This is a genomic window from Streptococcus dentasini (assembly GCF_053206945.1).
Window position 1 is genome coordinate 235,694 of sequence record NZ_JBRUHS010000001.1, and the last position, 12,973, is coordinate 248,666.

The 12,973-nt window shown below is 41.4% G+C and carries 9 protein-coding genes; 2 read left to right on the forward strand and 7 right to left on the reverse strand.

Features of this window, described 5'->3' with window-relative positions:
• Positions 1-189 precede the first annotated feature (189 nt).
• Both ACVR1G_RS01160 and ACVR1G_RS01165 read right to left on the reverse strand, forming a co-directional pair.
• Entirely contained in the window at positions 190-657 is a 468-nt protein-coding gene (locus ACVR1G_RS01160) for a GNAT family N-acetyltransferase (RefSeq protein WP_447451390.1), read from the reverse strand.
• A gap of 415 nt (positions 658-1,072) precedes the next feature.
• A complete protein-coding gene (locus ACVR1G_RS01165) occupies positions 1,073-2,863 on the reverse strand; it encodes a carbohydrate-binding domain-containing protein (protein ID WP_447451391.1) in 1,791 nt (596 codons plus the stop codon).
• Positions 2,864-3,379: 516 nt separating this feature from the next.
• Here ACVR1G_RS01165 and ACVR1G_RS01170 point away from each other — a divergent pair.
• Positions 3,380-4,402, forward strand: coding sequence for an LLM class flavin-dependent oxidoreductase (locus ACVR1G_RS01170; RefSeq protein WP_447451453.1), 1,023 nt, complete (start codon positions 3,380-3,382; stop codon positions 4,400-4,402).
• 141 nt (positions 4,403-4,543) lie between these two features.
• Here ACVR1G_RS01170 and ACVR1G_RS01175 read toward each other — a convergent pair whose 3' ends face one another.
• The 3 genes from ACVR1G_RS01175 to ACVR1G_RS01185 all read right to left on the reverse strand — a co-directional run bounded on the left by ACVR1G_RS01175 (position 4,544) and on the right by ACVR1G_RS01185 (position 8,172).
• The gene (locus ACVR1G_RS01175; protein ID WP_447451454.1) at positions 4,544-5,122 is read right to left on the reverse strand and encodes a sugar O-acetyltransferase; all 579 of its coding nucleotides are present in this window, start codon (positions 5,120-5,122) and stop codon (positions 4,544-4,546) included.
• 334 nt (positions 5,123-5,456) lie between these two features.
• Positions 5,457-6,485 carry a Gfo/Idh/MocA family oxidoreductase gene (locus tag ACVR1G_RS01180; RefSeq protein WP_447451392.1) on the reverse strand — a complete coding sequence of 343 codons (1,029 nt, stop codon included), beginning with the start codon at positions 6,483-6,485 and terminating at the stop codon, positions 5,457-5,459.
• A gap of 247 nt (positions 6,486-6,732) precedes the next feature.
• Positions 6,733-8,172, reverse strand: a complete 1,440-nt coding sequence (locus ACVR1G_RS01185; RefSeq protein ID WP_447451393.1) for a glycoside hydrolase family 1 protein — start codon at positions 8,170-8,172, stop codon at positions 6,733-6,735.
• Between the two features lie 147 nt (positions 8,173-8,319).
• Between ACVR1G_RS01185 and ACVR1G_RS01190 the strand changes: the two genes are divergently transcribed.
• Complete coding sequence (locus tag ACVR1G_RS01190; RefSeq protein ID WP_447451394.1) at positions 8,320-9,246, forward strand: helix-turn-helix domain-containing protein; 927 nt, start codon at positions 8,320-8,322, stop codon at positions 9,244-9,246.
• A gap of 220 nt (positions 9,247-9,466) precedes the next feature.
• Here ACVR1G_RS01190 and ACVR1G_RS01195 read toward each other — a convergent pair whose 3' ends face one another.
• Together ACVR1G_RS01195 and ACVR1G_RS01200 are read right to left on the reverse strand one after the other, a co-directional pair.
• Positions 9,467-11,038, reverse strand: a complete 1,572-nt coding sequence (locus tag ACVR1G_RS01195) for a DUF1593 domain-containing protein (RefSeq protein WP_447451395.1) — start codon at positions 11,036-11,038, stop codon at positions 9,467-9,469.
• Positions 11,039-11,217: 179 nt separating this feature from the next.
• Entirely contained in the window at positions 11,218-12,885 is a 1,668-nt protein-coding gene (locus ACVR1G_RS01200) for a carboxylesterase family protein (protein ID WP_447451396.1), read from the reverse strand.
• Positions 12,886-12,973 lie beyond the last annotated feature (88 nt).

Genomic DNA, 12,973 nt, shown 5'->3' on the forward strand with positions numbered 1-12,973 from the left:
ATAGCTAATATCCACTAAAGCCATAATCTCCTTATCAGTCAGCGTATCATCCATGATTATTGCCATCCAATGCTTGTCCTTTTTATAGAGGCTGGGCAAAAAATACGAATCTCCTCTTTTTTTGAAATCCGTAGGGCAAGAGAGTTTCCTCCGCTAACCTATATTTTATGAATAATTCATCTATCAGCCTCATTGCCCAACCTTTCTCTCGCACTTCATAGTATATTTGAGTTTTGGTGTTTCGAATACTTCATCGATTCTGAATCCAAGTTTGACATAAAGCTTCTTGGCATTTTGATTGAAATCAAAAACAGTTAAGGTGATACTTTTTATATTTTCATCCTCAAAAATTAAATTCACAAATCTGTTCAGTGCTTCTTTTCCAAGCCCCATTCCTGTTTTTCGGGGGTCTAATACAAATCTCCCTATGTGTACATTATCCTTTTTAATCTCTACTTTCTGTATCACACCTATAAATTCATCATTGTTAAAGATTGAAAATATATTTTCTAATTCTTGTATTTTGCCATAACTCAGTGGATAAGAAATCTGCGGTCCCATCCATTGCTCTTGGAAGTCCTTTCCCTCTTTGTTAGACCACTCACATAAAAGCAAAGCATGGTCTTTATTTATCCCTTCTTCAAATCTGATAGCCATCTTACACCTCCACAAATTAAAATTTGTTTGTTCTGTTATACCCACTCTATAAACCCCTAACACGAACTATCACAATCCTGTACGCACAGCATTTCTGTTGAGTTCTGCTTTATCCGCCTTGCAACTGAAAACATTCATTGCCAAGTATTTATTTATTAGCCGATTCGCTCGAGGATTTTTAGGGAAGATAGAGACTCAAACAGCGATTGTCTTCACTTATAGATAGGGTACCATAATTGAAGGATAAAAATCTTCTTTAGTGCGCTCAAAAATAACCCAAACTAAAAACTATTCCATTTTATGTCGAAAAATCAACACTTTGGAATAGTTTCCTTTACTTTAATACCTTAGCTGACTGATATTGTAAAATACCAGTGTTTTTTTGATTCCCGTATCTATAGCAGCTCCAAAGGCATTAGTGATTTTCTTCTGGAGGTGTTCCGTTCCCAGGGAAGGCCGGATGGTGCCCATTTGGCAAAAGCGGCACAGTGTCTTTGGGAATGTGACGACGAGTTTCCGGATGAGGGGTTGTTTCCTTAGTGGCTTTTACCTTTGCCGGATGCCCATCAGCTGTTGTGATAGTATAAGTCTTTCCTTCCTTGAGGTCTTTGCTTGAATAGACAACATTATCAAAATCAACACCAGCCTTAGTTTCGGCCACCACACGTCCCTTCTCGTCTGTAATAGTAATAGTATCACCAACTAAGCCTGAGACGATACCGATAATATAAGCTTGTTTGGTCCCAGTTGAGAATCCTTGAGCAAAGCCCATATGGCCGATTCCCCAGATGGTTCCACCGGAAGCCAGACCGATACCATCATAATCTAAGGCTGAGCTGTAGTCAGTCTTAGACTGAATCTTAAGGTTACCGCCGGTTACAGTCAGATTGCCATTGGAGTCGACACCATCATCATAGCCAATTCCGTCTATATTAGCGCCAGAGAGGATGATAGCAACCTCATTTTTAATATCAGATGGGCTGTTGGTCAGCTGAGAAAGGTCCGCATCATCCTTGGCTGTCCACTCAGTAGCATTGATCACATCATCACCAGAATCAATGGTGATATTCCCCTTTTTCAGCTCGATGTGACGTCCTTCAATTCCTTCGGAATCAGACTTAATGGTCATAGTCGTGGAGCCTTTAACAGTTACTTGGTCATTAACTGTGATGCCTTTACTTGCGGCTGTGATATTCACGGTTGAATCTTTGATTTTGAGATCACCGGCATTGACATCGGTATCATCGCTGACCTGAATACCATCATCACCAGCTGTGATAGTGATATTGGACTCTTTGATAGTCACCTCTGTTTGAGCATTAATACCGTCTTTCGCAGCTGAATTAAGATTTAGATTAACTTCTTTAGCTTTGAGGCCCCTCGCCTTAATAGCATGTGACCCAGTACTGGTCAGCGTCAGGGTACTTTTTTTCTTACCAGTAATGAAGAGTGCTCCACCCGCTTCAATCGTGGCTTCAGACGATGACAGAGAGCTGTCCGCTGAAACCTTGATGGCTAAATCTCCTGCAGAAGAGATAGTAGATTCCGTCAAATTAACGGCTTTGAGTTTCAGTTTGACCTTGCCCTTTGTACCGTCAGCGACTGCAATATGGTACCCATCGGCAGAACCAGTCAATGTGTATGTACCAGCTGCAGAAATAGTGACCGTTTTCCCATCAATAGCTACACGTGATGATGAAGAGGTCGCACCAGCATCGCTAAAAGTGATATTTGACTTTTTCTCATCATCGTCTTCGTCTTCATCATCATCAGATTCTTGGTTGTCGGCGATATTTTCAGATGATTCGATTTCTGTATCTTCCTCCTCCTCATCATTCTCATCATCATCGTCTTCTTCATCGTAGGAAGCCGTTTGAATGGATTCAGAAGGGACTTCTTGATCTGCAACATCTGCAGGTTGCTCATTAGCTTGAGCAGCCTCGTCAACCTTATCAGCCTCATTGTCCACCTCAGACACAGCCTGCTGTTCTTCTGTACTTTGATCAGTATCGAGATTGGCTGTCGCTGCAGCTTGGTCCTCAGCCGCAGAAGCTTGATCGGCTGAAGCTGTTTGACCAGCTCCTAACACAAGGAGAGCTCCTGCCAGGACAATTCCTGCCACTAGACCTTTAGATGATTTACGTTTGCTGTCATGTCCCTTGGCTTTGGCAAAGGCTTGACGGTTAAATAAATAATTTTTGTTCATAATAACTTTTAATCCTCCTAAACATCGAACTATTATATCAAATTTTTTAAACTTAACAAATTTTAAAAGTAATCGATAATCTAAACTGGATATTTATGGGTATCCTTTTATTATTTTTCCTTGCTGGACAAGATAGCAGTCAACGAAAAGAGGGCGTTTATCGAGGCTATTCTGGTATATAAAAAGCAGCGATTGCATTGAGCTGCTTAAAATCAATTAGTGATAATGACAGTACTTTCATTAGCATGCTGCAAATGAATACCGGTATGACCTATTCCTAAAATAATTAACGTAAATAGCAAGGCAAAAGAAGGCTAAGATTGGCAAGGTCGCTCCTGCTAAGGGAATGCCTGTGAAGGATGCGTAATAATCTTTCATTGTTTTTGGGCTTGAAAAATAGCGGAGCCAATCCCCCCTCATAGGCTAAATGGCTTTCACTGCTTCTTTTTATGAGCAAAAAAACGCCAAATATTACTGGTTAGTGATATTATAGTGATAAAAAAGGAGGTTATTATGGTGATTGAACTAGGTATTTCTACATTTGGTGAAACAACACCACTAGAATCAACCGGTGAAACTTACAGCCATGCTGAGCGCATTAGACAGTTGGTGGCGGAAATTGAATTAGCGGATCAGGTGGGTCTGGATGTTTTTGGAATAGGGGAGCACCATCGAGAAGATTTTGCAGTATCTGCTCCTGAGATAGTCCTAGCTGCGGCGGCAAAGCAAACCAAGTATATTCGCTTAACACCAGCTGTGACAGTCTTATCTTCTAATGATCCTGTCCGTGTTTATCAACAATATGCGACATTGGATGCTATATCAAATGGACGGGCTGAGATTATGGTTGGACGTGGCTCCTTTGTTGAAAGTTTTCCTTTATTTGGCTATGATTTAGCGGACTATGAAGAACTGTTTGATGAGAAATTAAACATGCTGCAAGCTATTAGAGACCATACAGTTCTTAAGTGGCAGGGGCGTTTGACTCAGTCTGTTCAAGATCGTCCTGTCTACCCTAGAGCTATTCAGGATAATCTTCCCATCTGGGTAGCGACGGGTGGCAATTTAGAGTCGACCGTCCGCATTGCGCAGGCAGGTTTGCCGATCGCTTATGCCATTATTGGTGGTAATCCTAAGACTTTTGGTCAGTTAATCAAGATTTATAAGGAGATTGGGCATCGTCAAGGCTATCAGGAACATCAGCTCAAGGTAGCTTCCCATTCTTGGGGCTGGATTGAGGATGATAACCAAGAGGCGATTGAACATTATTTTTACCCGACAAAGGTATCGGTGGATAATATTGGACGGGATCGTTCGCACTGGCGTGAAATGACTAAGGCACAATATTTAGATGCTGTTGGGACTGATGGGGCTATGTTTGTTGGTGATCCTGAGCATGTTGCTCAAAAGATGATCACGATGTTTGAGAAACTTGGGATTAATCGCTTTATGCTTCATTTACCTGTCGGCTCTATGCCTCACGCTGCTGTACCTTTCGGCACCGTTCAAAAGGTCCGGGAGAAGACATTTTTGGAGTGAAAATGTGGTGAACACCGTTCATGGGATTAGATACGCCACGAGTTTATTCCAAATCAGAAATTCTGGACAAGTTTTTAGCCAGCCTCTTTCGAGAGACAAGAAAATACCATCGCAGTGCTATAATACTGCGATGGTATTTTTCTATTCTTCCATATCTTCAACATCATTTGGGATGTCTTTGATTTTTCTAGCTGGTACGCCGCCAACCAAGGTATTATCTGGAATATCATGCGTCACGACTGCTCCTGCTGCTACGACGACGTTGTTGCCGATTGTGATTCCTGGTAGGATGGTGACATTACCACCGATCCAGACGTCATTTCCGATATGGACAGGTTCTGCAAAACCAAGATGCTTGCGCCGTCCCATAGGAGTCAGAGGGTGCCCTACTGTCGTAATGAGGCTATTTGGTCCAATCATCACGTTATCCCCTATATAAACTTCCCTAATATCCAGAACTGTGAGATTGTAATTCCCTGTAAAGTTATCACCGATATAGATATTTTTTCCATTATCACAATTAAAAGTCTTGGCTATCCACACTTTTTGACCAATACTTCCGAGATTTTCCTCCAGCATTTCTCGCTGCGAGTCAGTATCTAAGGGATCCAACGCATTGTACCTCTGACACCAAAGGATAGCCCTTTCTTTTATAGCATTCACCTCAGGATCATCGTAGCAATATTCCTGACCTGCCTTAAGTTTTTCTAGTTCTGTCATCATATTATCATCTCCTATGCTAAGATACAAGCTGTTAAGCGCTCCAAAGAAAAATTGAGAACCTGACGATGAATCACTAAAGATTCAAGGAAGGCGCATTTTTTCACAGGAGTGTAGGTGGGTTCAATTATTATCAAGATACTAATCTACTTAAATTCCCAGTAGATAGAATAATTAAAAATTGATCATAAAGCCATCATGCAGAAAACACCGATAAAAGCTATCCACAGTAAAGGGGCAAGTCCTACACTGTGAATTCGATTAGAACTATCACACGAAGGCGAAAGAATAAGAACAATCGGCTGCTGCCTTTTGTATTATGAGCAATCACTTATTAACTGATGGTATCGTCTGTCAAACTGGCCAGTCCCTCCTCCAGCATCTGCATAACTGTTAAAGTCTGCTCTTCTTTCACCAGCGGCGCCTTGCCCTTTGACAGAGTGTCATAAAGAGCTTGATAGTAACGGCTATAGTCACCGTTTTCAGAAACAACAGCTTCCTCGTGATAAGTACCGACATCATCCAGATAAGTCAGTCGGCCATAGTCCTCAGGACGATCCAAACCAAAGTCGCTGTTTGTCGGCATGTAAAAATGCTTCAGATCCTCTTCCTGACGGTCCTTACCCTCCTTAACAAACATCCCTCTATCACCATAAACAATAAAACTAGGGCGGGGTTTAACGCGAAAATAGCTCGATTTGACTGAGACCTTCAAGTCGCCATAAGTTAAATCGATATCAAAATAGTCATTCATCCGCCCTTTGCCTAAGAGTTGGCGCAAATCATAGTGTATACGATCAGGAGAACCAAAGTAGGACACGACTTGATCCAGTGTATGACAGGCATGATTGTAAAGAAAGCTAGTATCCAAAGAGAATTCCTCTACTGATTCAGGAACCTCGGGCCTAAAGTAATCATAATGCATTTCCATCTCTTGTAGTTTTCCCAGTTTTCCAGACTGGATGACCTTTTGTACTGTCAAAAAATCTGAATCAAAGCGACGATTTTGATAGCCTTGAAGGAGCAGTCCTCTCTCACGCGCCAGCTCAAAGAGTCGCTCAGCTTGTTCTAGGCTCTCGGTAAAGGGTTTCTCTAGGATAACATGCTTATCATGCTCTAAAGCCAGTTTAGCATACTGATAATGGGCTGATATTGGTGTGGTGACCACAACAAGTTCAATGTCAGGATCATCGAGCACGTCAGAAAGTTCCTCCGTATAAGTTACCCCTTCAATACGCTCCCACTCATCTCGTAAGGTTCTCGCCCAAATAGTCTTGACTTTAAATTTACCCGACTTTTTCACAAAAGGTATATGGTAACGGTTGGTTGACTTCCCATTGCCGATAAATCCGATTGTAATCATAACTTACCTCCACTTACTTCATCATAGGCTCACCGATTATGATTCAAGAAATCATTTGAGCAATCTTGATAGTCTCTTCTGAAAATTTATAAATGATACAAGGTCTTTTTTTATTAACCGCCTAAATTCTTACACACAAGAAATGTTATACGACTGTGCTCCTATTGTTATAAAAGGAGCAGTCGCAACTATGCTACTACTCCATCACTCTTTTTAGACTGATTTAGAAGCCAAGTAAGTCTACGACTTATTGATACAAGCTCTCCCCATTGCTGGCGATAACTTCTTTATACCAGTCAAATGATTTCTTCTTGTATCGAGCTAGACTACCACTGCCATCATCGTTACGATCGACATAGATAAAGCCGTAACGCTTGCTGAGCTGGGCTGTCGATGCTGAAACCAAATCGATTGGTCCCCAAGTCGTGTAGCCAAGAAGTTCGACACCGTCTTTGATGGCTTCGCCAACTTGAACTAAATGCTTTTGCAAATAATCAATGCGGTAGTCATCCTCGACAGTTGGTCCGTTAGGGCCATCCACTAAGACATCCTTAGCCCCTAGACCGTTTTCAACGATGAAGAGCGGCAACTGATAGCGGTCGTAGCAATGATTGAGAACTAGGCGTAAACCAACCGGGTCGATCTGCCAGCCCCATTCGGAAGCTTCCAAGTAAGGGTTAGTAACGCCGCCCATGATATTACCACGACCTGAGTTGTAGTTTTCAGGATCGTGCGCTTGAGCAACACTCATGTAATAAGAGAAGGAAATAAAGTCCACAGTGTTCTTAAGGATCTCTTCATCACCTGGTGCAAACTGGATCTCAATATCATTTTCTTCAAAGAAGCGTTTGATATAGTTTGGATATTTTCCACGCGCATGAATATCTGAGAAGAGATAATTTTGATTTTCAAAATCACGAACAGCCAACTGATCCAAAGGATTTGACGTCATAGGATAGGCCGGCATAGCCAGTACCATGCAGCCAATCTTGAAGTCTGGATTGATTTCATGGCCAACCTTGGTAGCTAAAGCTGACGCTACTAATTCATGGTGGACAGCTTGATAGAGATCCTGTTTACTGAGCTCTTCGACTGGTGTGGCAATGCCGCCTGACATAAACGGCGCGTGAAGGACAGAATTGACTTCATTGAAAGTCAGCCAGTACTTGACCTTATCTTTGTAACGAGTGAAGACCGTGCGGACGTAGCGCTCATAGAAACCGATCAAATCACGGTTAGCCCAGCCATTGTACTGACGTGCTAAGTGTAAAGGCGTTTCATAGTGAGAGAGGGTTACCAAGGGCTCAATACCGTACTTGGCCAACTCATCAAAAACATCGTCGTAAAACTGCAGACCAGCTTCATTTGGCTCAGTCTCATCGCCATTTGGGAAAATCCGTGACCAAGCGATAGATAAGCGAAAGGTTTTGAAACCCATCTCTGCGAAGAGAGCGATATCTTCTTTGTAACGATGGTAAAAGTCGATGCCTTTTAGTTTAAGGTTGTTCTCGGTTGGCTGATCAGTGATCAAAGGATTAAGGTCGCCTTCTTTAGCAGGAATCCCACCTTGAGGGGTCACATCTTGGACAGACAAGCCCTTACCATCAACATCATAGGCCCCTTCAAACTGGTTAGCCGCTGTGGCACCACCCCAAAGGAATCCTTCTGGAAATACTGATTTTGTCATAATATTACTCCTTACTACTCTTCTATTAATTTACAAATAATAGTATAGAATTAATTGCACGGTTTTTCCGACATTATCCTTGGTAAAAATGATACTATCCTCTGAAAATATGCTAAACTAGAAGAAAGAATTTACGGGAGAAAATCCATGAAACAAACAGCACTAAAGGAGCTCAAAGAAGAGATCCAATTCAACCATCATCTCCTCCCCTACAACTACTATCATACTATTATTGAGAACGGCCGGCCGGATACTCTCTTTCATTGGCATCCTGAAATGGAGCTTAGCTATATCTATGAGGGACACGCCCAATACCATATCGACTACGATTATTTTGATACCCAGCCTGGTGACATCGTTCTTATCCGGCCTAATGGCATGCACTCCATTCACCCTATTGGCAATGAGCGCCAAGTCAGCGATACCTTTCAGTGCCATCTGGATATAGTCGGATACTCCATCGTTGACCAAGTCAGCCTGCACTATCTGCAGCCCTTGCAAAATAGTGATTACAAGTTTATTCCCATTATCAAGCCGAACATGGCGGGTTACGAAGAACTGCAGAGCTGCCTTTTTGCCATCTTTAAACTTGTCAAAGAAGAGCACCGTCACTTTGAACTTTTGCTCAAAGCTAAAATTAATGAGTTTCTCTATCTGCTCTTTCATTATCGCTACGTCATTCGTAAAGTTACTGATGATGCCTATCGCAAGAATGAAAAAATTCGTGAGCTCGTTGATTATATCAATCAGCACTATGAACAGCCCATGTCTATCGAATTTTTAGCGGATATGATCGGCTACAGCAAGACCCACTTCATGGCCGTTTTCAAGAAGCACACTGGGACATCCTGCACCGAATTTATCATTCAGGTTCGCCTCAGCAAGGCTTGCTACGAGCTGATCAATTCCAGCCAGTCTGTTCTTGAGATTGCAACCAAGGTCGGTTTTAACAACCTTTCTAACTTTAACCGCCAGTTCAAGCGTTATTATCAGCTAACTCCCAGTCAATACCGCAAGCAGCAAAAGCACCAACAAAGTGGAGCGGCCATGGTCAATCCTGCAAAAAATAGCTAGCCTCTTTGAAAATCTCATGGCAAATTGTTGGTACTTAGAATATGAGAATGAGACCGACTTAGATAATTGCTGTGCAATCAGTTAGCCTGTCCATCTCTTTTTGATTCCCCTAACTAGTATAAAACAGAAAAAAAGCTTGAGTTCTTATTAACATCTAGAAACTCAAGCTTTTTGATATGATTATCCAGCTGCTACATTTACCATTTCACTATTTTTAACCTCAGTCTACGGTAAGAATAATCCTCTTGTAGGCCTTCAGATTATGCTCCCCATCATCCTGTACCTCAGCGATGATATGAAAGGTATCACCTGATTTAGCATCTTTTGGAATAGTAAACGAGACGGTCTTAGTATGATTTCCAGAAAGTTCAACTGGATCAACAACGTCTCCATCATCTAAAGGTCGAACCAAGTCTAATTGTAAACCATCAGCTTCGACCTTTTTGACCTTGCTTTTTCCGCTGGATTCTTGATAGCTATCGGCTTCAAAATACCTCCACCAATTATAAGTTAGTTTATCCTTATCAGGATCTGTACCTTTTGCAGTTAAAGTTACTTTTTCTCCAGCTTTTACATTTTTATCGTAGTTCTTGATAGCAATTCTGGGAGCGTGGTTGGCATCTGAATAATTCGAAGCAGTTCCCCAATCGACACGGGTAGCAAAGTCATTTTCAATATCATCAATCCAGCGAGTCAAGGTATAGGAAGCTTCAAATTGTTTTGAATAGGGATTATAGTCAAGAACTGTATTTTGGTAAAGCGATTTGTTTTTCTTTGAAAATCTACCGCCCCATCCCCCGTATTCTGGATGTGCAACATCTCCTAAGCCATTATTAAATAAATAGAAGTATGAAGGTGAGTCGCCCTCTGAAATAAAATCATACGGTTTATAATTAGGATTATTCACGAGGTAATCTTTCGAACCACGCTGTTCTTCAGCCAGCTCACCGTTTATCATTTTTCCATCCCCCATCGAAGCATATAAATCCATTAGCGGACCGTGGTTTTGAAGGAGGTTTTCTTTTTGCCAATCACCATGCAAGGTTTTATTCAATTCTTCACTATGGGTCTGCCAAGCGTAGGCGAAATGCCAAAAATTAGAGCTGTCATTTATGACCATCAATTTCGGCCAATTTTTGGCAATATACCCCTTATAGGTCTCATCTTGATCAAGGATGATATACAAAACTAATTTATTATAGACTTTTTGCTGAATATTTTTCCAATCTTTTGAATCCTTATAGGTCTCTTCAATGGATTTAAGGGCTCGAGCCGTTGTGTTAGTTCCTCCCCACGTTTGTACATAGATCGGCTTATTAGAATTATCTAGGAATAGTTTTTCAAGAAAGCGCGAACCTTCAGTCTCCTCCTTCATATCGCCTTTGTTTTTTATATTGCCAATCTTAGTTATTTTCTTTAATTCAGACGCTTTTGGATAGCCCTTAGCGTGTTTTCTAAGATTTGGCTGTATCTCATCATAAGCATTCAACATATCATTAATCCAGTCCGTACCTGTCCATCGATATGCTTCAATCCCTTTTTCTTTGTCTCCTGCATAATGGTAAGTTGAACTTGTTAAAACAATTCCAGAAAGGTCTAACTCATTTGAATAATATAAATAACGAATCATTGAGTTCATATCGTCGACCTCACCATCAGTTGTAATGACGGTTCGGTAATTGGAAGCTTTGAGCGGATTAATGGCTTTTATAGCGCTAGAGTTCTTCAGTTGACTACAAGCGACTAAGGCTAAACCAATGATCGCAAGCGCAGTAAATTTTAAAAATTTCATACTTATCACCCCAAAAAACACTACGAATTATTTTTATAATACCCATAGCTAACCAGGCTTATTAAAAGCTAGTAGGCTAAATGATATATTAATGTTGGCAAGTGTTTATTAAAGTCATTTGAGCTTGGCTTTCCGCTCCGCTGAGCCACTGCCTATTTGTTTTACAAGATATTATTCGCCTATCTTTCGTCAATCGGTTGGCTGAACCAGCGGCCATTGAGGACATTGTGGTTAAGGTAATCTTTTGACTCTTGAGAAATGCTAGTGTCAGCATCCATTTGATTCAGCACATCTTGGGCGGTTTGGGTATCTCTTGTCGCTTTAATATCAGCCTTATCTTTTGTTGCATCAATCGTGAGAACTTCTCCATCTGAAGTCCATGGTTTCCATGAAACCAGCCCTTTTTGATTAGGATTTCCATCAGCTAAGAAGGCTTTGAGGTAGGTCTTGAAAGCTTGAGACATATCCCTGCCCCCTTGGGTTTGGAAATAGTCACCGATATAGTCTTGATAATTAGACGGTTTTTGCAGCATGGGCTCAAAGATACCATGGAAGGAACCCAGTGTCTTGGTCAAGTCTGGTGTCACCTCAGCATTATCACCATAATAGATCTGGCCGACATAAATATTTGACTGATACTTGCCATCCATTTGTCGCGTACTATCGATGGTATTAGACATGCGGTAGAGCTGACCGCCGTACTTTTTAGCATAAGTAAATTCGGCTGTCTTTTCAGGATCTTTGAAAAGGTTGCCGCTCTTAAAGTCTTCTTGGAAGTAAGGATCACTGGCTGCAAACATCGAGAATTCATCTGTACCGGTTACCAACATCAAAGGCACATCATTGTAAGTTTTAGTAGCAAATCCTTCCTTAGGGATAACGGTACCATCCTTATAGAGATGAGGAAAGACAGACATCCGAATACCGGCATTTCCCATCAGTTTTGCTAAGCGTTTAGCATCAACTTTGTAGAGGTAATTGCGTACATCTTGACTATCAGTCTGAAGCCAGCTTTGTGCTTCTTCTTCGCTGGTCTTTACTCCATCTTCAACAACCAATGGTGCAATTGCTTTGGCAAAGGTTTCCTGACTAGGGGTCGTATCTGCCAAAGTCATACCGCCACTGAAGGAAATAGCCTTATCATACTTATTTTTAAAGAGAGGGGAGATAAGAGTCGCCATGACATCGCGGCCGCCAGCAGAAAAGCCCGCCAGAGTGATGTTATTTTTATCGCCACCAAACGTTTCAACATTTTCCTTGACCCAGTCCAAGGCCGCTGCAATATCAAGTAAGCTATAGTTACCGGAATTTTCCTCAGCCGTGCCAGTTTTCAGAGCCTGCAAGGGATTGAAACCGAGAGCTCCAAGGCGATAATTGACAGAGACATAGACAGCGTCAACATCTTTAACAAAACTATTTCCTTTTATTTCTTGAGCAGAGCCAGTCTGATTATTTCCGCCGTGGATAAAAACAATGACTGGAAGCTTCTTTTTATTATTATCTGGTCGTACGACATCCAAATTTAGGGCATCTTCCGAACCTGTAACTTTACCATTTGAAAATTGGATACTTTGTTTACCAGCTTTAGTGACATCTCTGGTTCCCTTCCAGTCTTCAACCTTTTGTGGCGCCTTCCACCGAAGTTTTTTAACGGGGGCTTTAGCGTAAGGAATCCCCAGCCATTCGATAGCCTTATTCTTGGCATCTTTATGTCCTTTTAATTTTCCAGAAGCAACAGTCTTTTCAACCTTATTATCAAAATGATTCTTGCTGCTATTGACCGATTGGCAGGCAGCCAATGTCACTAAAGCAAGTCCGATCATAAGATATTTTAAATATTTCTTCATAGTAGTTTCCTCCGCTAGTTTATCAACCAGTTTCTTTTAAAGCTTAGTTCTCCCATTCTTGTCAGCGCTTACATTTTTTCTTAAAAAT

Excerpts from the sequence above, each read along its gene's own strand:
- ACVR1G_RS01160 (WP_447451390.1), bottom strand. The coding sequence starts at position 657 with ATGGCTATCAGATTTGAAGAAGGGATAAATAAAGACCATGCTTTGCTT.
- ACVR1G_RS01165 (WP_447451391.1), bottom strand. The coding sequence starts at position 2,863 with ATGAACAAAAATTATTTATTTAACCGTCAAGCCTTTGCCAAAGCCAAG.
- ACVR1G_RS01175 (WP_447451454.1), bottom strand. The coding sequence starts at position 5,122 with ATGACAGAACTAGAAAAACTTAAGGCAGGTCAGGAATATTGCTACGAT.
- ACVR1G_RS01180 (WP_447451392.1), bottom strand. The coding sequence starts at position 6,485 with ATGATTACAATCGGATTTATCGGCAATGGGAAGTCAACCAACCGTTAC.
- ACVR1G_RS01185 (WP_447451393.1), bottom strand. The coding sequence starts at position 8,172 with ATGACAAAATCAGTATTTCCAGAAGGATTCCTTTGGGGTGGTGCCACA.
- ACVR1G_RS01190 (WP_447451394.1), top strand. The coding sequence starts at position 8,320 with ATGAAACAAACAGCACTAAAGGAGCTCAAAGAAGAGATCCAATTCAAC.
- ACVR1G_RS01195 (WP_447451395.1), bottom strand. The coding sequence starts at position 11,038 with ATGAAATTTTTAAAATTTACTGCGCTTGCGATCATTGGTTTAGCCTTA.
- ACVR1G_RS01200 (WP_447451396.1), bottom strand. The coding sequence starts at position 12,885 with ATGAAGAAATATTTAAAATATCTTATGATCGGACTTGCTTTAGTGACA.